Origin of the sequence: Avibacterium sp. 20-126 (assembly GCF_044358625.1) — a bacterium.
Classification (GTDB): Bacteria; Pseudomonadota; Gammaproteobacteria; order Enterobacterales; family Pasteurellaceae; genus Avibacterium.
The window spans coordinates 212,366-238,438 of sequence record NZ_CP091457.1 but is presented as its reverse complement, the minus strand read 5'-3'; the positions used below and the strand labels follow the sequence as shown (position 1 = coordinate 238,438).

Below are 26,073 nucleotides of genomic sequence, written 5' to 3'. Positions count from 1 at the left end.
CTTAGCATAATCCGCCATTCACGGCGATAACTTGACGAGTAATATAGCCTGCTTTTTCGTTCATTAAGAAATCAACGGCGTGTGCCACCTCTTCTGGTTCCCCCATTCTTGCTGCGGGAATCGCTTTGAGAATCTCTTCAACAGGCACATTTTCATCTAAAATTTCTGTATTGATTAATCCGGGAGCCACACAATTTACCGTGATTTTACGTTTTGCTAATTCCACCGCAAGCGCTTTTGCCGCACCAATAATACCTGCTTTTGAGGCACTATAATTGACTTGCCCACGATTTCCTATTAAACCAGAAACAGATGTGATACATACAATTCGCCCAGCTTTTCGACGGCGAATCATTGGCATCATAATGGGGTGAAGAACATTGTAAAAGCCATCTAAATTCGTGCGTAACACAATATCCCAATCTTCATCCGTTAAAGCAGGAAAAGCATTATCTCGGGTTAATCCCGCATTCAGTACCACCCCGTAGTAAGCACCAAATTGTTCTACATCTGCCAGTAATTTTCGTGCGGTATTATCACGATCACTCACATCAAATTGCAAAATACGGGCATTGCGTCCCATCGCACGAATTTGTTCGGCAACGGTTTCCGCTTCCGTAAGTCGGCTACGGCAATGCAACACAATATCAAACCCCGATTGCGCCAGTTGTAATGCAATGGCTTTGCCAATACCACGACTAGAACCTGTAATTAATACGCTATCTGTCATACTTTTCTCTCTTTTGGTGGACGCAATACATTCAGCGTTCCTTCAATAATCAGTTCATTTGTATTTTTATTTCGTAGTTGGCAGTCAAACACGCCAAAACCAGTATCATCTTCAAGGGAGCGATGAATACGAATTTCTAATGTACTACCAACAGGAATAGCCTGTTGATAAATATGCAATTTTCTTGTTCCAAGCCAATAACCTAAGCCAATAGGTTGCCCTGCTCGAACGCATTTACACCCCGCCCAAGCAGCAATGCCCTGCGCCATAATTTCTGCCCCGACAAAACTGGCTAACTTGCCGTTTTTTAGCAAAATATGATCCGCACTCACTTGTGCTTGTGCAACCAGAAAATCTTCCCCAACTTCATCAAGTTGTTGTAATAGCACCATTTCGCCACTATGCGGTAACAGTGGCGCAATATTGGTAATTGGGCAGGTTAAATCAAACATCGCATTCTCCTAAAATGAGTACAGTATTATTACCGCCAAAAGCAAACGAACTACTTGCCCCAATCCGTTTTTCCTGTTGCCAACGACTATTTGTGTCGGTAATTGCAACCTTAGGTAAAGTAGGATCTGGCTCACCGTCCCATAATTGGGGTGGCAATTTCCCTTCTGGATTGAAATCAGGATGGATCATTCCCCATAAAATGGCAGCCTCCACAGCACCAGCTGCGCCTAATGTATGTCCTGTGTATGGTTTTGTTGTAGTGCAAGGGGTATGTTCACCAAACACATTATACACAGCGAGAATTTCCATTTGATCATTATGAATAGTGCCTGTACCGTGCAAATTGATCCAACCGATTTCATCTGCCGCAAGCTGACTATTTGCTAAAGCCGCACGAAATGCGGCAATTGCGCCTTCGCCTTCTGGATGGGGTGAAGACATATGATAAGCATCACTGCTTGCCCCATAGCCGAGTAATTCTACTGATTGTCCGAAAGGCTGTTTAGATAGCACAAACATTGCCGCTCCTTCACCAATATTAATGCCTTTACGGTTTGCAGAAAGTGGATTCGTCTGGCTATCGGATAATACCGATAAGGATTGAAAGCCTTTGATTGTTAAAGGGGATAAGGTATCCACGCCGCCACAAATCACCACATCACACAGATTATTTTTCAATAATCGTGCCGCACTCATCAAGGCTCTCGCGCCAGAAGTACAAGCAGTAGAAATGCCATAACATAATCCACTCAAACCATATTGCCACGCGACAAAATCTGCAGGTGCAGAGAAATATTGTTGCTGCTGTTTGAAAGGCACACGAGACCAATCTTGATGTTCCGCCGCTTGCTTAAACAGCTCAATATTTTCATCTACTCCCGTGGTAGAGGTCCCCACCACAACCGCAATGCGATGTTTACCGAACGTCTGAATAGCTTGCTCAATCTGCGTTTCCAGCTGTGCCAAACAATGCCACAACAATTGATTATTACGGCTACGATGCGCTGCTGGAACAGTCTTTGGGAACGGGAGAAGTGGCACATTCACCGCGCCATACATTCGTGCATTATCTAGCAATCCATTTTCACTAAATGGCGTATCACACAAACTTAATGTAGAAGGTGCAGCAGATAATAACGTTGAAATATGGGCAGCCAGCCCTTCACCTAAACTACTGACCACCGCAGGTTGCGATAAATACAATTGACTCACATTATTCCTTAATTTAATAAAGTTACACGCCAATGGCTATTGTCGGTTAAATCAATTTTCCACACGGGAGATTGCCCTTCAATCGACCAAACAGGCTTATGATTAATAAAATAAACTTGTCGCTTACCTTGCATTTCCACCTTGCTAAATGGAAAAAGCGGGAAATCTGGATATAACGCCGTTGCTATCGCAGAAAACAACCATTTTGCCTGCGGGTTTGGCATAACAAAGCCATCATTTTGCCAACCTTGTGACGTTAAAACCGCCCTTGCCAAAGGCGCACCAAGAGGATCGGTTTGCACCCAACGCCATTGTCTAGGTTGATATTGTAAGGCAAGTAAACTTTGTTGCTGAGAGCGATGTTGCTCGTCTTGCCGTTCAATCTTAAATAATTGGCTACTTGGCGTATTGGTTGGGAAATTTTGCGCTTGTGGTAAACTTTGGCAGCCCATCACGCCACAGAATACAACAGCAATAAACCAAGCTCGCCATTGACTTATTCTTTTTATCATCATATTAAGTGCGGTTGTTTTTTTACTTTTTTCGATTGTAGCATTTCTTTTTAGATCAATGAACAGGGATAAAATTCTCAAAAATCGCACCGCACTTTATTTCCTCTTTTTTATTTATCTTGGCTTGCTGTGCCACAAAACTCAGCCAACGCGGCAAGACGTTGTGTAGATTTTGCCACAAATGGATTCGCACTATCCCACGCATACCCAGCTAAAATGGAAGAAATCATACGACGAATTTCGGGCTGTGGATCTTTCGCATACACCACATCTTGAAATGAGCCGTCATACCAACCATTCACATAAGTGCGAAACGCATCTACACCAAGCATTAGCGGATCGGCAAATTCTTTTTGCCAGTCCACAATATCACCGTTGAGTTGTCGCACGATCAAAGGAACAGCAAGATGTGCGGAATGCAATGCGATTGTCACCCCCGATGAAAAAACAGGATCTAAAAATTCCGCCGCATTCCCTAATAAAGCAAAGCGTTCTCCGTGCAAGGTTTTTACATTCGCAGAATAACCTTGAATATGACGATAAGGGAAATCATTATCCCACACGGCATTTTTTAATATGCGTTTTAGCATTGGGCATTCTAATGCAAATTTTTTTAACACCTGTTCGTCATCGCCTTCAAGGGTCTCAGGCAAACCAACCACACCAATAGAACAACGATTATCGGCAAAAGGAATAAGCCATAACCATACATCTCGGTGTTCTGGATGAGTCGTAATAAGAATTTTGTTTCGATCAAACTCAGGATCATCAATATTGTCATCAATATGGGTGAAACGCGCCACACGCGCTGGCAAGTGTGAAGGTAACTCCAAATCTAATAAGCGTGGCAATACGCGCCCGTAACCACTTGCATCAAGAACAAATTTCGCGTTCAAATTGTAGCTTTCGCCTTTATCGTTACGCACCTGTAATTGCACGCCATCATTTTGTGTTTCAAAAGCTAATACTTCATTGCCAAAACGGACATCAACGCCACGTTTTGCCACTTCATCAATTAAAATTTTATCGAAAATCCCCCGTCTGACTTGGAAAGTTGTACCAGCCCCAGCGGTAAATTTATCGGTAAAATCAAAATAAGTATAACGATTGCCCCAAGTGAAAGCAGCGCCGTTTTTAAATTGGAAACTCGGTTCGCGATTTACTGCCTCAAGCAATTCAGCTTCACGCAAAATTTCCATACAATAAGGTAGTAAGCTTTCACCAATGACAAAACGGGGAAAATATTGCTTCTCTAATACACATACTGATACCCCTTGTTTCGCTAATAATGCAGCCGCCACGGAACCTGAAGGGCCTGCACCAATAATCGCGACATCATATTGACTCATTTTTTGCTCCCTAAAAAGTCATTGTTATTATTTACGATACATCATAAATGCGATACTCACCGCACAAATCACGCCAATACTCACGCTCAACCCAAACAATGCCACAGCGGGCGTATGGCTTAGGGTGAGCAAACCGAAAGAAATTAGCGTCGTACTTGCAGCAAGGACAATCGCAAATTGCTTATGGGCATTTAACCCAGAAACACTTTGCAAATATGCAACATAATCCACAGCAATAGCAGAAACCAACAACATTCCAAACATTGCAAACAAGCTGATGGGTAAACCAAGCCAACCGAAAATACCCAAGGTGGTAAGCACCGCAAAAACGGGTACAAATAACATTTTTCCACTCGCTTTGGCACCGAAATAACGCCACAACAATAAACCTGCTAAGAGAAAAGAAAGTAATTTTAGCCACACGGCTTGATTACGAGTTTGTTGGAAAGCTTGGTTTAAGTGGCTACGCTTGTCTTGCCAGAAAATATCGTGATGATTGGCAAGTTGTGATAAGGCTTGGTGGTCGCCTTTATTAACAGGGATAATCGCGGCTTTTTGTCCAGCTATCTGCCCTAAATACAAACTTTGCCACCCCTGTCCTAATGGTGTATTCAATGCCGCTTGCAAAGAAAGTGCTGGCTGATGAACTAATCCTTTCAGTTGTTGTTGCACAATTTCAGCAGGAACCCCCATTGCACTGAGTGGTGCATAATCCTGTGATGATAAGTGTTGCAATTGTTGTGCGAAAATACGTTGTTGTTTTTCACTCATTAGCCATTGGCTTAAAGATTGATAACTTTCTAGCTGCTGTTGCTGCTTGGCTTGTTCTAATTGACGATCAAGTGCGGTGATTTTTTCGAGTAATTTTTCGTCATTTTCCGCTAAAACTAAAAAATATTGCCCACTTAATTGCATTCTTGTTAATTCACCAATTTTTTGTGCTTGGCTAACTAAATTCGGTGATAATGCCACCCACTGACGAATATCATCTTGCCACTTAGATTGGACAATTCCTCCCGCAACAAAGAGGGCGAATATGCCTATCAAGGCTTTTCGGTAAAGCAAAAACATTTGAAAAAAGCGCCGCACTTGATAAAAAGCGTATAACAACTTTGTTGGGCGTTTATTCTGATAATGGAGAAAAAAATCGGGTAATAAAAGTTGCGTAAACAGCACCGCTGCCAGTAACGCCGCCGCTGAAAATAAGGCGGTTTGCTGTAATATAGGCAATGAAGTAAAACCAAGCAACGCATAACCTAGCAACGTGACCAATAAACTCACACTAAAGGTGAGGTGTAGTTTTTGCATTGCTCGCTTTGCTTGCCAACGGTGAGAAAGCAATGAGCCAGAAAGCCAATGCAATGGAAAGTCAATCAATACGCCAATTAAACTTGTGCCAATGACGAGGGTTAAAATATGCACTTGCCCAAACCAAGCAAGGGTTGCGACCACGCCCACTAACACACCTGCCACAATAGGTAAAAATAACCATAACACTTGTAGCGAGCGAAATACCACCAGCAACAGCGTTAAGGTTAATCCCACCCCAAAGCCACTCATTAATTGGCTTTCTCGCTCTGCACTTTGCTTGGCTTGCAAGGCAAATAGGCTTGCACCTGTGATATTCATTTCTGCCCCTTGTGAGTGCGCAAGTTGCTGATTTTGTTCAATCAGCTGTAGCAATGCTAAAGGGGGAGTAAGCCAGTTTTGAGGGGTTAATTCCCCTTGTAATAATATCCAGCTTTTTCCTTGTCCATTCACGCTAAGCACACCACTTTCTGCTTGCCATTGTACATTACTCTGTGGCTGTGCTTGTGCAAGCGTAAATCGTCCAAAACCGAGCCAATCTTGATCCAACGGCAATATACTTTGTGCTGCAAAAGGATTGCTCATTTGCTGCGCATATTGCTGGAAATATTGATGAGGTTGCTGAATTAATTGAGTACGAATATGGGCGGGTAACGTGGCAAAAGCGAGGGTTTTCACTGCTTGGCGAAGTGTATTAAGATCAGGCTGGAACTCACTGTTCACCTGACGAAATAAACCACTCTGACGCCAACGTTGAGCAATTTCCCGCGAAAGTTGAATCCCATTATCAAGCGAGCTTGCACCAATCAGTGCAATGATTTTCCCATTTAACCGCTGTTCTTGCTGTTTATCAACTTGCTGTTGTATGGTTTGCCATTGCTGATCTTCTGGCAATAATGCTTGTAAATCAGTTTGCAGCCAATTACCACGCAAAATAAATATCACCAGTGTAATTATGCAAAACACCAAGCTCATTACATACGCAATACGAATTGCCATAGAAAAAAGTGCGGTGGAAAATTTTGATGTTTTGACTGACTGCGACATTTTAGGTACTCATTTTTCTATTCTAGTGCTTGTTTCACCGCGGATGATAATGGCTGATTAAGCTGAATATGCTGAAAGTAAATTTTTGTGCTATCACCTTGTACTTCATTCAGTTGCATTGCCGTTACGCTCTGATTTCCCTGTACAATAATTGAAGTAAAGATCTGTTTCATTAAGAGCGAATTTGGCGTAAGTTGCAATGTCCATTGTTTGGCATTACCACTTAATGCAAAATCAAAATGGCTTTTTAGCCCCGACAAATCCCCCGATAACAAGCCTAAAAACAGACGAATTTGTTGCGATTGCGCCATATTTCCGTTAGCAACCCAATCTTGCCCATTCCATTGTGCAATACCCTGTGGGGTAATCCGTAATTCTGTGTGAAAAGGCTGTGTCATTTGCCACAGCAAGCCTTTTTCTGCTACTAATGTAAAGTTTCCTTTAGTTTCAATAGGTTGTGGCAATGCTTTAAGAAAACGCTGCTGTACAAAATCTCCTTGTACCGTATGACTTTGTTGAAGTTGAGCGATAAGATCTTGCTCAGAAAACGCCCAAAGAGGTAAACTGACTATCCATAATAATAACGCAAAATATTTTTTCATCTTTCCTATTCCAATTAAGCGAGAGGTTGAAAGCCTTTATATGCCTCAAACGCCTTTCGCCAATTTTCCGTTGCTTCTAATTGCATCTCGCCCGTTTTAGCATCCACCACCACTTGTGTCGTACTGGCTACGGTGAGTTTTTTTCCTGTTTGTAAATCGCTAATTACATAGTCGATGCGTAGGCAAGTATCGTATTCCAATACCGAAAGGGTAACACGAATTTTTTGGCGAAAAAGTGCCGGACGAACGTATTTCACATTCAGTTGCACAATGGGCCAACCATAGCCGTCGGCACGGATATGATCGTAAGTGTAACCAATCTCTTCTAACAATGCACAGCGTGCCATTTCAAAATATTTGATGTAATGCCCGTGCCACATAATATGTGCGGAATCCACATCAAAAAATGGGATCTCGTAATCAGATTGATGTTGGCAATAAATATGTTTTTTTGTTTTCATTTTTGTTCGTCATTCCAAAAATCGTAAAAATTGAACCATTGCAATGGCTGTTCTCGGCACGCTTGCGCCAAGACATCAGCATATTGTTGCATTGCCTGCTGAATGTGTTGCTGACGGGCAATACCTCGTCCTGAAATAGCTGAGCTGAATCGGCGAAGTTTTAATTGATAACGCCCTTGCGACTTCACACAAAACACCGTATTAAGTGGTGCTTTGAGCAATGCCGAAAGCAACCAAGCCCCTTGCGGAAAATCGGCTGACTTACCAAGAAAATTGACTTTTTCGGTTTTATCACCACGCACCGGAATCCGATCAGCGGCAATGGCAATCCATTCACCTCGCTCTAACCGTTGGTGCAATTCAAACATTTTTTGTGCATCTAAATCCATTACCTGAATAACGGGAAGGGCTTTAGCACCGGCTTTTTCTAAGGCGTCATTGAATGCCTCAGCGTGGTGACTATGCACTAATACATTCAGCACAAAATTAGGGTGATGTCCACTATCTACTAACGCGCGACAAATTTCAATATTGCCCAAATGGGAACACAATAAAATTTGCCCACGGTTTTGATGATCAATATCGTGATAAAGATTGTCCGCATCATCAATGTGCAAATCACGATAATGAATTTTATTTTGCCACACCGCAAAGCGATCGGTAATCGCGACACCAAAGGTTAAAAACTGGCGAAAAACCGCCCAACGAGGTAACCTCGTGTCAGGAAAAGTTTGGCACAAACGTTGCTGATATTCCGCAATATATTGGCGAGCTTTCTTTGATGTAACAAAAAAATAGCTCACCACGACAAAGGTAGCAATGCGGATCGCCCACAAAGGCAGATATGCCACAATCAAGCGTGTTAAGTTGAGAAAGAAACGCGTTCCACGCTCCTGCTGTTTTGCCCAATGTTTATCTGGTTGGCTCATAACGGCTTGCCTTGTATCATTCGCCATACCATCTGCCAAAAAAGTTTCGTATGCATTTTGCTGATTTTCCAATTATCCGCAAAAGCCCGAAAATGAGATGTGCCATTCTTATCATAACGAACGGGGGTATCCACCCATACCATTGGGATTTGATACCAGTGCGCTTTGACAATAATTTCAATATCAAAATCCATACGATCGCCAATTTTTTCCTGCTTCAATAAATTGATCATTGCTTCCACAGGATAGAGCCGAAAACCACACATTCCATCTAAAATATCGCGTGAATGGGTGTGGATAGCATTCCAAAAATCGGTAATTTTTCTACCATATAAACGAGCCTTAGGTGCATCCTCACCATAGATTGGACGCCCACAAATAAGTGCGGTGGGATTTTCAGCACTTTTTTGCAAAAAGATTGCCACATCAGAAAGCTGATGCTGTCCGTCTGCATCGACTTGTACGGCATAGGCAAAACCCTGTTCCCACGCCAATTGAAATCCCACTTTCATTGCTGCCCCTTTTCCCCCATTTTGTGGGCAAAAATGGATTTGAATTCCGTCTTGCTGAGCAAGCGTATGCAGTACGGTTTTATGAGAATCGGTTGAGCCATCGTCAATAATCAACACGGGCAAATCAAGTTGGCGTAGCTGATTTGCAACAGCGCTAACCGTGGTTGAATGATTGTAATGAGGGATAAGCGCAATTACCTGTTTATTCATTAGCGAATTCCTCTTGCTGGCTAAGAAAAGCTTGCTCGAAATCAGCGTTTAAAATTTTTGATTGACTATTGCGTGGCAATTTGTCGGTAAAACGCCAAAAACGGGGTAAGCCTACCGCTTCTTGATTTTGGCTCAGGTGTTGGCGCAGTGAATGAATCACCGCGTTACGCCCTTGAGTGCGGTAAACTTTCAATCCTTCTTCCGTTAACGCGACCCAAGCCGCAGGACGAGCCTGATTTGGGTGCTTTGCCACAAAGCAATCAATGACCCAAGAATGCTGCTGCAAGGCTTGTTCTATATTGACCAGAGAAATACGTTTGTCGCCCAGTTTCACAATGCGATCCGTGCGTCCTAACAGTAAAAAGCGCTCGCCGTGCATTTGTACCATATCTGCCATAATTTCTGGTTCATCAAGCCAAGGTGAATTAACCCAAAGCGTTTCATTTTCTGTTAATCCCACCTCTGTTACCACTGTCGGTGTCCATAACGTCTCTTGTTCTCGAAACGCGATTGCACCAGTTTCAGTACTACCGTAACATTCGATCATTCGGCAACCTAGCACATCGTGGATACGTTGTGCGGTCTCTGAAGGCAAAGGAGAACCTGCTGAAATGACAGCACGAATACCGCAACGAGCCAGTTTGGTATCTTTTAAATTAAGGTGAGTAAGCAATGCAGGGCTACTCACCCACAATACCTTCTCTACTTGTAAACTTTCGCTCATCAAATATTCGGGATAATGGTATTGCAAGCGAGCGATAGACCAACCTAGATAGAGCGGTAAGAAAATACGGTAGGATAAACCATAATGATGTTGCGCGGAGACACTTGATACCACATAAAGTGGCCTATCCGCTGAAAACTTGATAGTGTCAGCAATAGCTTGTGCTTCCTGCCACATTTTTTTGGCTGTTTTGATCAAAACTTTTGGTTCGCCACTACTGCCTGAGGTTTTAATCCAAATTTCGCTTTGACAATCAGGATCAATTAACGGTTGTGCAAGAGTTTCTGCTTCTACCTGTTGTTCTAAACCGAAGGTCGCAACACGCTCATTATCCATCAGCATTGCATTTTCTCGTGCAAGCCATTGTTGGTTTTCTGCTAATAAATTAGGTGGCAATAACACGCGCACTTTTGCCTGAAAACACGCCAACAACACGCACGCCATCTGTGCGGCATCATCAAGCCATAAGCCTAAGCTACGCACCTGTTGCTGTTGTAATTGCTGACTAATTTGCCAAGCTCGTAAGGTAAAATCTTGCTTTGACCAAGGTGGATTTAAGGTAATATCCTTGATTGCTGAAAAATTAATTTGCATGATATTTTTTTACTCGTTGTCGAATGATCCATTCAATGCTCATAATCAAGCCAATGAACACATAGGAAATCACCCCTGAATATAATGCCCAATAATCATAATATTGTCCCAATATGAGTGCAGTCGTCACCACAATATTAATAATAAAAACAATGCACCACACTTGGGTTACGGTTCGGGTATAACGCACACCTTTATCCGTTAAATTTGGCTCTTGTAAGCGCGCTAAACGTTCTACAAAAGTCTGCGATTGCCATAAACTGCTTGCAAACAATAGCAACATTAATCCATTAATAATCACTGGATACCAAAACATTCCCACTAAAGCACGCGTGCCAGCAATCACTGCTAAAATTAACGCTAAGCAAAAGGAAAAATAACGCTGCGTTGATGGGGGTTGTTGCCATCCTTTCACCGCCCATAAGAGTGCCATTACCCACGGTAGATAATATAAAATGGGGCTATCTGCCCCCTGCCACCAAAAAAAAATGGGAAAAGCCACCGCACTTATTGCAAGGAATAAGGTGATAAGAACGGAAGTGAAGGCTTTCATTATATTATTCCGTTAAAATTGCTACACCACTACAGCAAGTTTTTTCTGCTACCTTGAGCTGGAAAGCCATTCGTCGCTTTTCAGGTTGCCAAGTAAGCGAAAGCTCAAACTCATCATTTGGACGTAAAAAATGCTGGAACTTCAAACGATCAATGCTCGAAAACGTTGGGGAATACCCTAAAAAATCCTGCATTTTTTCGCTGATCCATTGTAATTCGATCACCCCCGGCACTAAGGGAAATTCAGCGAAATGATCTTTTAAGAAACGCAATTCCAACGGCACTTTGCCTTTTATCACATATTGATTCTGATCACACGCTGGCGCTGACCAAATGGGATCAAGCACAGTTTCCACACAAACCTGATTAAACGCTAATTTATTAATTTTCGATTGACTATTGCGGGGTAATTTATCAGTAAAACGCCAAAAACGTGGAATAGCTGACTTATCTTGATTTGCTGCTACGGCTTGTTTCAGTTGTGCAATGACTGCACGACGGCCTTGTTCACGAAAGGCGTTAATACCCACTTCCGTCAATCCTACCCAAGCGGCTAAACGATTTTGTTCTGGATGACGTGCAATATAACAATCCTCTACAAAAGGATGCTGCAATAACTGACGTTCAATACTCACTAAAGATGTGCGTTTATCGCCGATTTTTACAATGCGATCACAGCGTCCGAGTAAACGAAAACCCGAGCCTTCAAATTCTACGACATCTGCCGTTTGCTCACGCCCAGAAATCCAATCGGCTTCAATCCACAAGGCATCTTGTTCATCTTGTCCGAGCTGGCTCTTTGGCAACCGTTGCCAAAGATGAATATCATCACGGATAGCAATAGGCCCTGTTTCCGTACTACCATAAATTTCCACCACAGGGGCGTGAATTGCCGTACGAATTTGCGTTGATACGTCATCAGCCAATGCACCGCCTGAAGAAACCACACCTTGCAAACTTTCTGGCATAGCCATTTTATCCCAAGCAATACTTGATAACATCGCAGGACTGCTCACTAACACCGCATTTTCTGATTGGTTAAGTGCCGACTTAATACATTCAGGATAAAACAGCTGCTTACGCCCTATTTGCCACCCCAACACTAAAGCCATCATAATATGCACGGTTAACCCATAAACGTGCTGAATGCTTACGGTGCTAATTGCGCGCCACTGATTATCCGCAGGAAACGGTAAGGCATCGGCTAACACTTGCGCACTTCGCCACATTTGTTGAGCCGTTTTGACAATGGTCTTTGCTTCTCCTGTACTGCCCGAGGTTTTCAGCCAAATTTCCGTTTGCGCATTACGATCAAAGTGCGGTGCAAATTTTTCTTCTTTTAGAATAACCCTATCCTGACCAAACGCATCAAAGGATACTTTTGAAGGCAGTGTTGCCTCGTTATCACATAACCAAAACTGCGCGTGCTGAGCAACCCATTCAAGGCTTTCTTCAGTTAAATTAGGCGGAAAAAGTACGCGTACATCAGCCTGCCACGCGGCAAGTAAGGTACAGGCAAGATTGGCGCCATCTTCTAGCCAAACAGCGATAGATTTCACGTTTTGCTGTTTGAAAGCTTGTGCCATTTGTAACGCTTTATAAGCAAAGTCGCCATAACGCCAATCAGGTTGTGTAGCGATAAGGCTGTGTTCCGTATAATTAGGCATTCTGTGAATCGTCAGTGGCTTGTTGGGTTTGTTGGCTCATTTTTAACACGGCTTGCACCACATCATTTACGGTACGCACATTGCGAAAATCTTCAGGTTTCACTTTGTATCCCGTGTTACGTTTGATGTAATCAATTAAATCAATGGCATCAATGCTATCAATTTCCAGATCTTCATAAAGATGGGTTTCTGGTGTGATCTTATTTGGATCAATTTCAAAGAGAGAAACCAAAGCCTCAGAGAGTAAGCCCTGAATTTGTTGTTCTGTCATCATCGTTATTAACCTTGTTGTGAACGAATAAAGGCGGCTAAAGTATTAACATTCGTGAAGTGATCGCGTAACGCGTGCTGTTCACTATCTAATTGTAAATTAAAGGCTTTTTGTACAGCTAAACCGAGTTCAAGTGCATCAACGGAATCTAAACCTAAGCCCTCATCACTGAAAAGCAATGTTTCATTTTCAATATCTTCTGGGCTGATGTCTTCTAATGCTAAACTTTCGATAATGATATTTTTAAGTTGTTGTTCTAATTCCATTTTATTTATCCTTTTATTGAGTTTGAGAATTAAAATAATCGTTTAAATATTGTGTTAGGCGACGTGCCGCCAAAGGTAAAGGCTTTTCAGCAAGCCAAGTTTGTGGATCGATATCATCGCCCACAGAAAGCGTATAAGTAATGCGCGTTTTAGGAAGTTGATACCAAGGTTGCCCTTTCTTGAAATTCAGTGGACGCATTTTTATCACCACCGGCGTAATAATTTTCGCACTGCGTAAACCAATCGATACCGCACCACGGTTCAACTTTACCACGCCATCCCAACCGGTTCTTGTTCCTTCAGGGAAAAGCAAAATTGCTTGTTCTTTCAGCACGTTATCACATTGTTCTAACAGCTCAAGAGATTCCGTATTCGGCAAAAATCCACAAGCCAGAATTTGATTTCGCATTGTAGGGTTGTGTAATAAATCTTGTTTTACAATGCAATTTAACTCCGGCGTTTTCGCTAAAGTAAGCACGACATCAAGTAAAGAAGGATGATTAGCGATCACTAATTGTCCCGCGCGTCCTAATTTTTCAAACCCCTGATAGGTTACTTCTAGCACACCACTCCAAACGCAAAAGCGAACAAAATAATACCAAATTTTCCCAACAAAACGACGCACTTTTAATTGTATGGCTAAATTTTGTGGGCGACATGCATAAGGATATAGAATCAACTGCAATAATGTTCCTGCAACGCCCCAAAAAGCGAAACCTATGGCGGTAGCAAGAAAACGGCGTAACCAATCTACTTTTTCTGCCATAACCAAACCTCTCCACGGGAGCTTAACGTTTGCCACTGAGATTGGTCTAAATATTGTTGCAGCACCCAAAATAGCGCATTGTCACCACACTTTTGTGCGGGTTCAACGCCTTCCTCAGCACGATGTAAGCTAAGTTGGTATTGATCGCCTTTTTCTACGACTAAGGCTAACGCATAACCAAAAGGCTGACGAACCACAGGTTGTGCATTATATTGTTCCGCCAATGGCGATTCTGCGACGACGACAAGCACACGTTGTTGTCCTTCTTGCAACAATAAGTAAGCTTCAAGTAATGCGACTTCTAAATTATCTTGTTGTGCCATAATTGCCGTGGTTTCTGCTTTTACTTGGCGCATTTCTGACCATTGTCCAACCAACGCATTATGCACAGATAAATTAAAGGAAATGGGTGAAATATCGCCTTCGCTTAAAAGACTATGCCAGAGGGCAAAATTGCGATTAATTTCACTATTCGCAGAAGCATAAACCACGGGGATATTAGGCTGTTCTTCCATAAGATCCCACGCTGCTTCAAAAAATAAGCGCGCCAATTCACTTAAACGTCGCCGTTTTAATGGGGGTAAAAAGGCTAACTTAGGAGCAAAAGGTTGCCATAAGTGGCTATTTTGCCTCCAATGTTGTTCGCCTAATTGCCAATCTTGGGGGGAAAGCTCACGGTTAGTCACCACTTTCCATCCTCTTAGCGAAAAATTAAACTGACAAATTGCGGTGTTCATTGATTATTATTGAAATAATTCGTTAATCATTAAATCGGTTTGACCTTGTAAACCTACTTCTTTTACACGCTCCGCTTCATCACCGCCTCTTCTATAAGTAACAAAGCCAAGCACTTGCTTATCTTGTTGAACTTTTAAACTCGCACGGGCAATAATGGCACGGTTACCACGAACATTCGCTTTTAAAATAGATTCGCAACTTGCTAACTCATTGAATTTAACAAAGCGTGCTTTAATACCACGTTTTTTTAAGCTCGCTAAAATTGCGTCAGAAAAATCTTCAGGTGCTTTTCGCAAATCTGCGGTAACGCATAATGGCTGTTTAAGACTCGCTAATTGCACAGGTTGTGAATCCTTAATCCCTGCTGCACACCCTACTAAAGTGACGGCACAAAAACAAATTGAGAATAATTTTTTCATTATAAAAACCTAACCATTTATTAATAAAAAATATTGTGGAAGTTTACCTTAATTTACGCTAAATTACCAAACACAAAGCAACCGTTTACATAAGATCAAATTAAGGTATTTAATCTATCTAATAAAAACAAGGAAAAATTATGAAACATTCAGTAAAATTTGCCATTGCTTTCACCACACTCTTACTTGCTGCTTGCGCACCAAGAGATACCACCCATTATTACTCCATTCAGGAAGCATTGAATTCCCCTGAAGCGAAAGAGGTATTAGATCCAAAAATTAAACTCTATTTCGGCAGACCTGCACCGGGTTCGACCGTAAAAGCAGGTATGGTCAGTAATCGTAAAACAAATGCAGCAAATAAAAGTGATGAGAAATCTTGCCAATGGGCGTTCCTCACAGTCGTGAAACAATTCCAAGATACGGCGAAAAAACATCGTGCCACGAAAGTGGGCAATATCATCAGCTTCTATAAGAAAAACCCTTATCGCAGCACAACGCAATATGAATGTCACGCAGGAAATCTAATGAGCGGTGTTGCCTTGAAAGGCGATATTGTTCGCTAATTCATTTCATTAAGTGCGGTCAAAAATTGGGAAATTTTACACCGCACTTGATATTTTATCTGGCTTGACAAGCACATTATCAAATTTATAATTTTGCGCCGAATTTTATCGGTGTACGCTTTGTAGTACTTAACTTTATGGTCACGCATTCAGCTAAACATATTCTTGTCGTTTCTTATTCGCAAACAGGGCAACTTTCTCGCTTAGTGGAAAGTTTTCTACAACCACTACGCACTCAACAAGACATTTCAATTGAAGAATATCAGGTGAAACCGCAACAGGATTATATTTTTCCGTGGAAATTTACCCCATTTTTTAATACCTTTCCTGAAAGTGTTCACTTACAACCTGCGCCCATTGAAACACCAACACTACAACGTAGGCAATATGATTTAGTCATTATTGCATATAGTGTTTGGTTTCTTTCTCCATCTCAACCGATTACCGCGTTCTTACAAAGTGAACAAGCTAAACACATATTGTATAACACACCTGTCGTTACCTTAATCGGCTGCCGTAATATGTGGTTAATGGCGCAAGAAAAAGTCAAAGCATTATTAAATCAAGCTGGCGCAATACTGGTTGGTAATATCGTTAAAACGGATCAATCTAACGCGTGGGCAAGTTTTATCACCACGCCATTATGGCTGTTTACAGGCAAAAAGCGTCCTTATAAGTGGTTACCTAGCGCGGGCATTAGTGAAGAAAATATTGCCGATATGCAGCGATTTGGTGGCAAACTTGCAGAAAAGTTAGCGGAAAATGTCTCTCTTCATCAACCCCTGTTTCAGAATATGGGCGCAGTGCAAATTGATGAGAAACTGATGATGAGTGAAAAAGTCGGACACCGTAGCTTTTATTTATGGGGTAAGCTATTACTTAAGTGCGGTCAAATTTCACCACGTTTGCGCCAAGCTGTGTTATATGTTTATATTGCTTTTTTAGTCTTATTAATTATTACCGTCGTGCCAATTTCCGCTCTCATTAAGCGTTTATTAAAACCATTATTAAAAGAAAAACTTGAGCGCCAAAAACGCTATTTTGCTGCCCCATCTGGAGAATAATGATGTCGCAACTTTCTGAGGTTTATATTAATTCAGTGGCAAGTTTTTTGCCAAATAATCCTGTTACCAATGATCAAATGGAAGCCGTATTAGGAATGGTCGGTGATGTTCCTTCCCGTGTTCGCAATATGATTTTACGCTCAAATGCGATTCGCACGCGTTATTACGCCATTGACCCACAAACACGGCAAGCCACGCACAGCAGCACAGAACTTGCAGTCTGTGCTATTGAAAAATTAGTGGCGCAAGGCGTGGATATAAATCAGCTTGACTGTTTAGCCTGTGGCACCTCTTATCCGGATCAAATTATGCCGGGACAAGGGGTAATGGTTCACGGCTTAATTCCCAATGCGCCAGCTTGCGAAGTGCTAACTACCGCAGGCGTTTGCGTGGCGGGAATGGCAGCGATGAAACACGCCTATAATGGGATTCGCACAGGGGAACATCAAAATGCGATTGCGGTGGCATCTGAAGCCGCCTCAGCAGTAATGCGTAGCGAAAATTTTCGTCCTGAGATTAATCAAAAACAACTGGATAATGCAAAGCCTGAAATTGGCTTTGAAAAAGATTTTTTACGCTGGATGCTTTCAGACGGCGCAGGAGCAGCACAACTAAGCCATCGCCCAAATCCAACAGGCATTAGTTTTAAAATTCATTGGATTGATCTCGTCTCTTACGCCAATGAAATGCCTGTGTGTATGTACGCAGGTGCAGAAATCGACAATGGCAAGTTTGTTAGTTGGAAGACGGTGGATAGCCAATATCGCGACAAACACAGCCTAATGGCAATTAAACAAGATGTAAAATTGCTCAACGAAAATATTGTGAAATATACCGTCGAAAAAGCCTTAATTCGCTTAATCGACAAATATCAACTCCGTGCTGAAAATATTGATTATTTCTTACCGCACTATTCTTCGGGCTTTTTTCGTAACAAATTATCGGAAGGTTTACAACGTATTCAGTTTGATATTCCACAAGAAAAATGGTTTACCAACCTTGCCGAAAAAGGAAACACGGGATCAGCGTCTATTTACATTATTTTAGAAGAATTTATGCGCACTTTCCCACTCAAAAATGGTCAGAAAGTGTTATGTTATATCCCCGAGAGCGGTCGTTTTTCCTCTTGTTTTATGTTGCTTGAGGTGGTGAATGGATCTGAATGACATTCCACAAGATGATAGCCGCATTTTCCGTGGACAGAAAAAGATCATCTACGCCACCCAAAATGGGCATTATCAAGCTAGCACAAGTACAGGCTGGCAAACGGAAGAATTTGCCACTCAGCAAGCCGTGGAAGCCCTTAAGCAACAAACAGAACAAGCCTTACAGGCGGTTAAAAACGGGCAAAAATCAGTGTTGTACTATTTAATGTATAAATATCGTTTTGATGAACAATCCCTCGCCCAAGCCACCGGCTTTTGGCAATGGCAAATAAAACGGCATTTTAGGCCTGAGGTTTGGGAAACACTTTCTCAGAAGAAGCTAGGGAAATATGCAGATGTGTTTGGTATTGAGATGGAATATTTCAAAAATTTTGTATCACATTCTTCTTTAGCGTAATCTTTGGCTTATTTAACTATTTGATTGGTATAGATTTTAACTAGAATTAAGAAATAACGATATAGCAAAGCGTAGATTGATATTCATTAAGAGTACCGCTAAATATGAAAGAAAACAGTATTATCATCTATACGACCGAAGACGGTTTATCTCAATTCACCTTACGCGAATTAGGTTCTCAACTTTGGTTAAATCAGTTGGAAATTGCAGAGCTTTATCAAACGACAAAGCAGAATATCAGTAAACATATTAAAGCTATTTTTGATGAAAGTGAATTTGATGAAAATTCAACCGTCAACTTTCAGTTGACAGTTCAAAATGAAGGCAGGAGAGAGATTAAACGCCAAATCGCTTACTATCCTTTACCTTTAATTATTGCCATTGGTTATCGTGTCCGGTCGACGCGTGGTACTCAATTTCGCCAATGGGCAACTCGCACGTTGGGCGAATATATAGAAAAAGGGTTTGTGCTAGATGAAGTACGATTAAAAAATCCACCTATTGGTGCTAATCAAGCCAATGACTATTTTGATCTGCTCTTAGAAAAAATCCGAGATATTCGAGCAAGTGAACGCCGAATGTATTTACGAGTGCGTGAAATTTTCACTTTAGCAGCAGATTATCAACCCTCTTTTAAAGAAACAACGCAATTTTTCCAAAAAATTCAAAACAAACTTCATTTTGCTTGTACTAATAAAACAGCAGCAGAAATCATTTTTCAACGAGCAAATGCAGAATTACCTAATATGGGATTGACAAATTTTAGTGGTATCGGTGTAGTAAAAAAAGATATTACAGTAGCTAAAAATTATCTTAATGAACAAGAAATTACAGCATTAAATCGGATTGTTTCAATGTGGCTAGATTTTGCAGAAGATCAAGCAAGCCGAAAAAAACAGTTTTTCTTAAAAGATTGGGAAGAACAATTAGATCGTTTTCTTGAATTTAACGATAGAAATGTATTGAGAGATCAAGGTTCAATCAGTAAAAAACAAGCAGAGGAAAAAGCACTTCTTGAATATGACAAATATGCACAAAAACGCTGTTTAGAAAAAGAAAAATTAGGTGAAATTTATATCAAAGAACTTTTAAATATTAAAAAATGAACAATAACTTTTCCCACCAACACACTGCCCATTGCGAAAGTGGCGTGATGTCCACCTTACTCAAATCGCAAGGGGTTGATTTCAATGAAGCGATGGTATTCGGCTTGGCATCGGCATTGACCTTTGTTTATATTCCACTCATCAAAATTAGCGGAATGCCGTTAATTTCTTATCGAATGCCACCGGGGGTAATGCTTAAAAAAGTGTCAAAAGTATTAAAAGGAAAACTTGCGTTAAAACGATTTCGTTCACCACAACAAGGGCAACAAGCCTTGGATAAAGCTTTAGCGCAAGGAAAGCTGGTGGGGTTGCAAACTTCAGTGTTTTGGCTGCCTTATTTTCCGCCCGAAATGCGTTTTCATTTTAATGCACATAATTTGTTAGTTTATGGCAAACAGGAGAATGAATATTTAATTAGCGATCCTGTCTTTGAGCAAGTACAGCGCTGTGCGGCACAAGATTTACAACGCGCCCGTTTCGCAAAAGGCGCATTAGCGGCAAAAGGGTTAATGTATTATTGGAAAACTTCGCCAAATTTGACCGCACTTGATTTGCCCGCCATATTGAGAAAAGCGATTCGCAAAAATGCCAAACAAATGCTCGCACCGCTTTGGTTTGTTGGCGTGCGCGGAATGTTTTCTCTTGCAAAACAAATCGAAAAATTTGCTCACAGTAAACAAAGTGAAAAATACAAAAAACTCTTCCTTGGTCACATCGTGCGAATGCAAGAAGAAATTGGCACAGGTGGCGCGGGCTTTCGCTATATTTATGCCTATTTCCTAGAGCAAGCGGCAGAAATCTGCCAAGAGCCAAAATTCAAACAAGCCTCACAACAAATGACAGAAATTGGTGATCAATGGCGACAATTTGCCAGCCTTTGCGTGAAGCAATGCCGGCAGCCAACAGCACAAGGCTACCAAGATTTAGCAGAAAGATTACGTCAGATTGCTCAGCAAGAACGTCAATTATGGCAACAATTAGCTCAATCCAAAGGATAATTCTATGATGTTGCAAATTGAAAATCTTTATCATCGTTATCCACAAAGCCAAGAATTCGCTTTACAAAACATTCAGTTGGATATTTCTCAAGGACAAGCAATCGGTTTGCTCGGCCCTAATGGCGCGGGGAAGACAACATTGATGTCTTTACTTTGTGGATTGCAGGCGGTGCAACAAGGGCAGATTTATTTTGAGGGTGTACCATTTCACAAATTGAGCAAACAACAGCGTCATCAACTTTCTTTAGTGCCACAGGATTTTGCATTTTATCCTTTATTAACGGTATGGGAAAATTTAAAATTTTTCGCCGCACTTTATCATATCAATGATAAAAACTGGCTCATTGAATTATTAGAAAAAGTCGGGCTAACTTCTTATAAATCTAAATTAGCAAAACATTTATCAGGCGGATTAAAACGCCGCTTAAATTTTGCTATTGGTTTAATTAATCGTCCAAAGGTGATTTTTTTAGATGAAATCACCGTAGGTATTGATCCTCAATCCCGCCAATTTATTTTAAATTCCGTAGCAGAATTAACTCAGCAAGGCATCACGGTAATTTACACGTCACATTATCTGCAAGAAATTGAACAACTATGCGATCAATTAGTTTTACTCAATGAAGGTAAACTCATTTATCAAGGAGAAATAAAGGGAATGCTTGCTGAAGGGCAAAGTCTTGAGCATTTTTATTTGGATTTTTTACAACAAGCGGGGAACAAATGCTAATTGCTGCAATGTTCAAAGAATTACGCCTATTAAGCCGCGATCTGCACGGTGTAGCAGTGTTATTTATTATGCCGATTTTATTTATGTTGATTATGTCAGCCGCACTTAGCAGTGAGAATGAATTAGGTAATCGTGGCGAAATTTTGCTGCTTGGTACGCCAAATGATCCCCTAAATGACGGATTTTTTACCACACTACAACAAGAGGAATTGCTCGTAAAACAAGGAAATATCGCTCAATTAGAGGTATATCAACAAGATTTACTACAAGAAAAATTTGCGTTGATTGTAGTAAATCCCAATCAAGATAAAAATGCGCTAAAAGAAGAACAGCCTTTACAACTTTGGCTTAATCCCAGTGTGGATCGGGCGTGGTTGCTTGGCGTTAAAGGCATCCTGCAAAAGCATTACAGTCAGCAACGACTTGAGCGTTATTCCAAAGATAATCACATTGTATTGAAACACAATCAACGCAATCCAGTAAAACGCATTCAGCAAGAAGTCAATCAAGCATTAGATAAAAAATTCGATGAAATTAATACTTATTTAGCACAACAGCGCTGGCAGGAAATTTATCTTAATCGCCAAGGGAAAACGGTCAATCAGCCCAATGCTGTGCAGCATAGCGTGCCTGCGTGGTTAATTTTTGGGATGTTTTTTATTATGATCCCCCTTTCCAACGTAATGGCGATGGAGCGACAGACCAACACGCTCACGCGTTTACGTTTAGCAAGAGCCTCAAGTCTGAGGCTGATTTTAGCAAAATTAGTGCCGTATTTTTTGATCAATCAATGCCAATTTATTGGAATGATTGCCTTAGGCTATTGGGTGCTACCAATGCTTGCTATGCCTGCGTTTAGCTTAAATGGCGAATGGTGGTATTATGCCGTGCTGTCGGCTGCGGTAAGCCTTTCTGCGCTAGGCTATGGTTTATTAATTAGTGTGATTGCGCGCACAACTGAACAGGCTGTGGTGCTAGGAGGCGGTGGCATTATCATTATGGCTGCCATTGGTGGCATTATGGTGCCAACTTATGTAATGCCTGATATGATGCAAGAAATCGCCCAATTTTCACCAATGGGTTGGGCATTAACGGCATTTCAGCAACTATTATTAAATCAGGCTACGTTAATGCAAATTCAGCCTGAACTTTGGCTTTTAACGGGTTTTGGTGCTGTGATGCTCTTCATCGCCGTGCTGATTTACGCCCATCAACTCAAAACACAAGCGAGATTTTAATGAGCTATATTTTTACTCTCAGCCAACCTGAGCTAGAACAACAACTGAAAAACTTGATCGTGCAAGAAACCGATAAAATGGACATCGATCCCAGCGCGATCAGCGATGATGAGCCATTATTTGGTGAACAAAGCCGTATCCAGTTAGATTCTCTAGATGCGCTACAAATTGCGGTGGCACTACAAGCTCACTTTAAAGTGAGGTTAAATGGCGACCGAATGGTGCGTAAACATATGATGAATATTCGTGATTTAGCCCACTTTATCCGTCACCAACATTCTTAACAATGCCGAAAGTCTATCTCACCGCAGCGAGCCAACAAAATGCACAAACTGCTAAGCTCAATCCTTGGCGGCAATCTTCAATGCTTGGGCAAAGCCAGCATTTGCCTTATTTTCGTGCTTTTGAGCAACCTTTGCTGAATTTCAATCAACTCTGCACTTATTTAGAACAGCATATTGACAAGGTATTAACGCAACGCGGTTGGCAAGCCGATGCACTGCAAAATACCCCCATTCTTTTAGGCTCAACGGCGTATTTAATGAGTGATTGCGAATTTCGTTGGCATAATAATCAGCCTTTGCCGCAAGAATACAGCCTAGCGCTTATCGCAGAACGTTTAAAAACACGCTATCAAACGCCTGTTTTCAGCGTTGCGACCTCTTGTACTTCCTCTGCACAAGCAATGGGCTATGCTTATCAAATGATTGAGCAAGGGCAATGTGAGCGTGCTTTGGTGGTTGGTTTTGAAATGTTTAACCGCTTAACCTTTGAACATTTCAATGCAATGCACTTATTGGCAGACGATTTGCCCTATCAACCTTTTCAACAGCATAACGGTATTATTTTAGGGGAAGGAATCGCTTGCGTGGCATTGGAAAATCAACCAAATCCAGAGAAAAAGCTAGAAATCTCTGCCATCAGCACGATTACGGATCACCATAATCTAACCAATAGCTCCGCAGAGGCATTGACTCAACTGATTGAAAATTGTTTGCATAAAGCAGGATTACAATCTCATCAACTAGCTGGCATTAAAGTTCACGCAGTGGGCGGAAACAGCGATGAAATGGAAATCGCGTTTTTGCAACAACAGTTCCCGAGCATTCCTTGCTTATTAGCCAAACCGTACCTTGGACATAGTTTAGGTGCAAGTGGTGCAATGGAAACCGCGTGGCTTTGGCAACAATTACAGCAAGATAAAACAAATTACTTAACCATCACCCCACAAGGGGCAATAGAAAAGCAAACGCAACCGCTTTCTACCGGCTATTATTTGAACTACTTTTTAGGCTTTGGTGGCAGTAATATTGCTTGGATTCTTCACTGGCAAGGAAAAGAGTAAGTAAAATGAAATCAAATCGTTATTTAAAACAACAAAGCCAGTTTATTACACAAGGGCAAAGTGAGGCAGAACTCCGCCAGCAGCTCAAAGCCTTTGGCGTAGATGCGCGTCGTTTAAGCAAATTTACCCAACTTTGTTTACTCGGGGCATTGCCACTAAAGCCTTATATCACGCCAAATACCGCAATTTATTTGGCTTCGCCTTTTAATTCACCAAGCAAATTTAACAAATTATTCCATCAGCTTATGGAACAAGACTTGCCTAGTCCACTGGATTTTATGGCAAATCTCAATAACGCGACGGTTTTTCAGCTTTCACAACATTTTCAAACAACGGGCAATAGCCTTTTCTTAATTACCTCGCAAGAGGATGTGGATCATCCATTACAGCTTGCGCAATTAGCATTAAGAAGCGATTCCGTCGATCAGGTGTTAGTCGGTTGGGCGATTGAATCACCAACTATGGAATGGGAAGGAAGCTGTTGGTGGTTACTCAGTAATATCGCAGGGGAAAATGCCCTATCATCAAGTGCGGTGCAAAATTCGCCAAATTTTTCTACTTCACACCATTCTCTACCAGAAAATCATTATTTGCATTTTGCATTGAATGGGCAGAATTTCGATCTAGATACATAAAAGCACAATATCAAAAAGTGCGGAGGAAAATTCACAAAAATCCTACCGCACTTTTATTTTGCTCTCTCAAGCCTTAACATCAGCAAATGGTGATCTCGTATTAACATTATTTTTTTCTTATCTGCAAATTCTCCCCATCTTGTTTTCTTAAGCCAGAAAGAATGAGTACGAGAATGAAACCAAATAAACTGGACGTTAAGAAAGTGAAGCTAAAGGCTTGTTGCAACTGTTCGGCACTTTCACCCAGTACATTGCGATACACATTTAACATCACTGAAGAAACGGCAATGCCAATGCCAATCCCGACTTGTTGAATCACACTAAGCATTGTTGAACCGGCACTGGCATTACTGTCCGACAAATCGCCGATGGTTAAGGTATTAATCGCAGTAAAACTGACCGACATACATCCGCCGTATGCCAATAAAATCAACACCATTTGCCAAATTGGGGTATGCCGTTGTAATAAGCTCATTGCGGCAATCACCAAAGTCATCACAATGGCGGTGCTGATTAGAGTTTTCTTATAACCAAAACGAGAAAGAATACCACGAATAAGCGGTTTAAACGCCATTGAGCTAACTGCAATAGGCACCATTAACCAGCCAGCGGCTTCCGCACTATAATGGAATACCACTTGTAGCATAAGAGGTAATAAAAACGGCACGCCCGAACCACAAAGACGGATAAATAAATTCGCAATAAAACCTAAACGGAAGGTGCGAATGTGGAATAAGGAAAGCGGCATTAATGGGTTGTGAACCCGTTTGGCATAAAGATAATAACTGGCGAGAAATAATATCCCCACAATCAATACCAAAAAAGCAATCCAAGTTGCGGTGAAATGCTCTGCCACTAAATCTAGCCCTAAGGTCAAGCCTACAAGTCCACCGGCAAACAGCATAAATCCTGCTTTATCTAAACGCCCCACTTGCCCTTTCATATTTGGCATATAACTGCCTGCAAGGAAAATCCCAGCTAGCCCGATAGGAATATTAATTAAGAAAATCCAATGCCACGTCATATAGGTAACGATTAAACCACCTAACACGGGACCAAGAATTGGCCCAATTAGCCCCGCCATCGCCATAATATTCCACGCATTTAATAGCTGGTTTTTCGGTACAGAACGAATGATCGCCAAGCGAGCAACAGGCATCATTAACGCGCCACCCGCCCCTTGTAAAATACGGGCAAAAATCAATTGTGGCAGAGAGTGCGATAAGGCACACACCACCGATCCCAATACAAAAATACCAATGGCAGAACGAAAAACCTTCCGCGTACCAAATTTATCCGCCGCCCAACCACTTAATGGAATAAACAAGGCGACAGTTAAGGCATAACTAATGATTGCCAACTGCATATTCAGTGGCGATTCATTTAGACTGCGAGAAATCGTCGGTAACGCTGTATTCAAAATCGTCGCATCAAGAGTTTGCATAAAAAAGGCGACAGCGGCAATCCACGCCAAGCCCGTATAATTTTTCGTTTCTGTCATAAAAA

The 26,073-nt window shown here is 41.5% G+C and carries 30 protein-coding genes; 11 read left to right on the top strand and 19 right to left on the bottom strand.

The features are described 5' to 3' along the window. Nucleotide 1: 1 nt before the first annotated feature. From fabG to L4F91_RS01080, 18 genes are all read right to left on the bottom strand, one after another. A complete protein-coding gene (gene fabG / locus L4F91_RS01165; RefSeq protein ID WP_250363995.1) occupies nt 2–730 on the bottom strand; it encodes a 3-oxoacyl-ACP reductase FabG in 729 nt (242 codons plus the stop codon). Next, complete coding sequence (locus tag L4F91_RS01160) at nt 727–1,182, bottom strand: dehydratase (protein ID WP_250363994.1); 456 nt, start codon at nt 1,180–1,182, stop codon at nt 727–729. The genes fabG and L4F91_RS01160 overlap by 4 nt, the downstream gene beginning before the upstream one ends. Further along, nucleotides 1,175–2,395 (bottom strand): beta-ketoacyl-ACP synthase, encoded by a 1,221-nt coding sequence (locus L4F91_RS01155; protein ID WP_395896794.1) that lies wholly within the window; start codon nt 2,393–2,395, stop codon nt 1,175–1,177. The genes L4F91_RS01160 and L4F91_RS01155 overlap by 8 nt, the downstream gene beginning before the upstream one ends. A gap of 8 nt (nt 2,396–2,403) precedes the next feature. Continuing rightward, the gene (locus L4F91_RS01150) at nt 2,404–2,910 is read right to left on the bottom strand and encodes a DUF3261 domain-containing protein (protein WP_395896792.1); all 507 of its coding nucleotides are present in this window, start codon (nt 2,908–2,910) and stop codon (nt 2,404–2,406) included. A 107-nt stretch (nt 2,911–3,017) separates the two neighbouring features. Beyond that, on the bottom strand, nt 3,018–4,256 hold the full coding sequence (locus L4F91_RS01145; protein WP_265777418.1) for an NAD(P)/FAD-dependent oxidoreductase: 1,239 nt from the start codon (nt 4,254–4,256) through the stop codon (nt 3,018–3,020). 27 nt (nt 4,257–4,283) lie between these two features. Next, nucleotides 4,284–6,611: an MMPL family transporter gene (locus L4F91_RS01140; RefSeq protein WP_395896789.1), complete on the bottom strand. Its 2,328-nt coding sequence runs from the start codon at nt 6,609–6,611 to the stop codon at nt 4,284–4,286. Nucleotides 6,612–6,628: 17 nt separating this feature from the next. Continuing rightward, nucleotides 6,629–7,213: an outer membrane lipoprotein carrier protein LolA gene (locus L4F91_RS01135; protein ID WP_265762357.1), complete on the bottom strand. Its 585-nt coding sequence runs from the start codon at nt 7,211–7,213 to the stop codon at nt 6,629–6,631. A 14-nt stretch (nt 7,214–7,227) separates the two neighbouring features. After that, complete coding sequence (locus L4F91_RS01130; protein ID WP_250351037.1) at nt 7,228–7,674, bottom strand: thioesterase family protein; 447 nt, start codon at nt 7,672–7,674, stop codon at nt 7,228–7,230. Next, nucleotides 7,671–8,603 carry a glycosyl transferase family 2 gene (locus tag L4F91_RS01125; RefSeq protein ID WP_395896787.1) on the bottom strand — a complete coding sequence of 311 codons (933 nt, stop codon included), beginning with the start codon at nt 8,601–8,603 and terminating at the stop codon, nt 7,671–7,673. The genes L4F91_RS01130 and L4F91_RS01125 overlap by 4 nt, the downstream gene beginning before the upstream one ends. Continuing rightward, nucleotides 8,600–9,325: a glycosyltransferase family 2 protein gene (locus L4F91_RS01120; RefSeq protein WP_395896785.1), complete on the bottom strand. Its 726-nt coding sequence runs from the start codon at nt 9,323–9,325 to the stop codon at nt 8,600–8,602. Before L4F91_RS01120 ends, L4F91_RS01125 begins: the two co-directional genes overlap by 4 nt. Further along, the gene (locus L4F91_RS01115; protein ID WP_395896783.1) at nt 9,318–10,643 is read right to left on the bottom strand and encodes an AMP-binding protein; all 1,326 of its coding nucleotides are present in this window, start codon (nt 10,641–10,643) and stop codon (nt 9,318–9,320) included. Before L4F91_RS01115 ends, L4F91_RS01120 begins: the two co-directional genes overlap by 8 nt. After that, nucleotides 10,633–11,196: a hypothetical protein gene (locus tag L4F91_RS01110; protein WP_395896781.1), complete on the bottom strand. Its 564-nt coding sequence runs from the start codon at nt 11,194–11,196 to the stop codon at nt 10,633–10,635. The genes L4F91_RS01115 and L4F91_RS01110 overlap by 11 nt, the downstream gene beginning before the upstream one ends. A 4-nt stretch (nt 11,197–11,200) precedes the next feature. Then, nucleotides 11,201–12,862 (bottom strand): AMP-binding protein, encoded by a 1,662-nt coding sequence (locus tag L4F91_RS01105; RefSeq protein ID WP_395896779.1) that lies wholly within the window; start codon nt 12,860–12,862, stop codon nt 11,201–11,203. Beyond that, entirely contained in the window at nt 12,855–13,133 is a 279-nt protein-coding gene (locus tag L4F91_RS01100; protein WP_250351608.1) for an acyl carrier protein, read from the bottom strand. The genes L4F91_RS01105 and L4F91_RS01100 overlap by 8 nt, the downstream gene beginning before the upstream one ends. An 8-nt stretch (nt 13,134–13,141) precedes the next feature. Then, nucleotides 13,142–13,399 carry a phosphopantetheine-binding protein gene (locus L4F91_RS01095; protein ID WP_250351043.1) on the bottom strand — a complete coding sequence of 86 codons (258 nt, stop codon included), beginning with the start codon at nt 13,397–13,399 and terminating at the stop codon, nt 13,142–13,144. 13 nt (nt 13,400–13,412) lie between these two features. Beyond that, on the bottom strand, nt 13,413–14,165 hold the full coding sequence (locus L4F91_RS01090) for a lysophospholipid acyltransferase family protein (RefSeq protein ID WP_395896777.1): 753 nt from the start codon (nt 14,163–14,165) through the stop codon (nt 13,413–13,415). Next, nucleotides 14,150–14,902 (bottom strand): beta-ketoacyl synthase chain length factor, encoded by a 753-nt coding sequence (locus L4F91_RS01085; protein ID WP_395896775.1) that lies wholly within the window; start codon nt 14,900–14,902, stop codon nt 14,150–14,152. The genes L4F91_RS01090 and L4F91_RS01085 overlap by 16 nt, the downstream gene beginning before the upstream one ends. A 6-nt stretch (nt 14,903–14,908) precedes the next feature. Continuing rightward, complete coding sequence (locus L4F91_RS01080) at nt 14,909–15,322, bottom strand: hypothetical protein (RefSeq protein WP_250363981.1); 414 nt, start codon at nt 15,320–15,322, stop codon at nt 14,909–14,911. A 140-nt stretch (nt 15,323–15,462) separates the two neighbouring features. Between L4F91_RS01080 and L4F91_RS01075 the strand changes: the two genes are divergently transcribed. The 11 genes from L4F91_RS01075 to L4F91_RS01025 all read left to right on the top strand — a co-directional run bounded on the left by L4F91_RS01075 (nt 15,463) and on the right by L4F91_RS01025 (nt 24,567). Next, nucleotides 15,463–15,888, top strand: coding sequence for an excinuclease ABC subunit A (locus L4F91_RS01075; RefSeq protein ID WP_250351047.1), 426 nt, complete (start codon nt 15,463–15,465; stop codon nt 15,886–15,888). A 137-nt stretch (nt 15,889–16,025) separates the two neighbouring features. Continuing rightward, nucleotides 16,026–16,952: a dialkylrecorsinol condensing enzyme gene (locus L4F91_RS01070; protein WP_395896772.1), complete on the top strand. Its 927-nt coding sequence runs from the start codon at nt 16,026–16,028 to the stop codon at nt 16,950–16,952. Between the two features lie 2 nt (nt 16,953–16,954). Next, complete coding sequence (locus L4F91_RS01065) at nt 16,955–18,118, top strand: beta-ketoacyl-ACP synthase III (protein WP_395897783.1); 1,164 nt, start codon at nt 16,955–16,957, stop codon at nt 18,116–18,118. Beyond that, nucleotides 18,105–18,515, top strand: a complete 411-nt coding sequence (locus L4F91_RS01060; protein ID WP_395896770.1) for a hypothetical protein — start codon at nt 18,105–18,107, stop codon at nt 18,513–18,515. Before L4F91_RS01065 ends, L4F91_RS01060 begins: the two co-directional genes overlap by 14 nt. A 104-nt stretch (nt 18,516–18,619) precedes the next feature. Further along, nucleotides 18,620–19,621, top strand: coding sequence for a virulence RhuM family protein (locus tag L4F91_RS01055; RefSeq protein WP_265777430.1), 1,002 nt, complete (start codon nt 18,620–18,622; stop codon nt 19,619–19,621). Next, nucleotides 19,618–20,619, top strand: a complete 1,002-nt coding sequence (locus L4F91_RS01050; RefSeq protein ID WP_395896768.1) for a BtrH N-terminal domain-containing protein — start codon at nt 19,618–19,620, stop codon at nt 20,617–20,619. The genes L4F91_RS01055 and L4F91_RS01050 overlap by 4 nt, the downstream gene beginning before the upstream one ends. Before the next feature lie 7 nt (nt 20,620–20,626). Then, complete coding sequence (locus L4F91_RS01045) at nt 20,627–21,349, top strand: ABC transporter ATP-binding protein (RefSeq protein ID WP_395897781.1); 723 nt, start codon at nt 20,627–20,629, stop codon at nt 21,347–21,349. Then, nucleotides 21,343–22,587 (top strand): ABC transporter permease, encoded by a 1,245-nt coding sequence (locus L4F91_RS01040; RefSeq protein ID WP_395896766.1) that lies wholly within the window; start codon nt 21,343–21,345, stop codon nt 22,585–22,587. Before L4F91_RS01045 ends, L4F91_RS01040 begins: the two co-directional genes overlap by 7 nt. After that, on the top strand, nt 22,587–22,871 hold the full coding sequence (locus L4F91_RS01035) for an acyl carrier protein (protein ID WP_395896764.1): 285 nt from the start codon (nt 22,587–22,589) through the stop codon (nt 22,869–22,871). The genes L4F91_RS01040 and L4F91_RS01035 overlap by 1 nt, the downstream gene beginning before the upstream one ends. A gap of 2 nt (nt 22,872–22,873) precedes the next feature. After that, on the top strand, nt 22,874–23,932 hold the full coding sequence (locus L4F91_RS01030) for a beta-ketoacyl synthase N-terminal-like domain-containing protein (protein WP_395896762.1): 1,059 nt from the start codon (nt 22,874–22,876) through the stop codon (nt 23,930–23,932). Nucleotides 23,933–23,937: 5 nt separating this feature from the next. Continuing rightward, complete coding sequence (locus L4F91_RS01025; RefSeq protein ID WP_250351057.1) at nt 23,938–24,567, top strand: hypothetical protein; 630 nt, start codon at nt 23,938–23,940, stop codon at nt 24,565–24,567. 106 nt (nt 24,568–24,673) lie between these two features. On the opposite strand, the gene L4F91_RS01020 is transcribed toward L4F91_RS01025, so the two are convergent. Beyond that, nucleotides 24,674–26,068, bottom strand: a complete 1,395-nt coding sequence (locus L4F91_RS01020) for a DHA2 family efflux MFS transporter permease subunit (protein WP_395896760.1) — start codon at nt 26,066–26,068, stop codon at nt 24,674–24,676. Nucleotides 26,069–26,073: the final 5 nt, after the last annotated feature.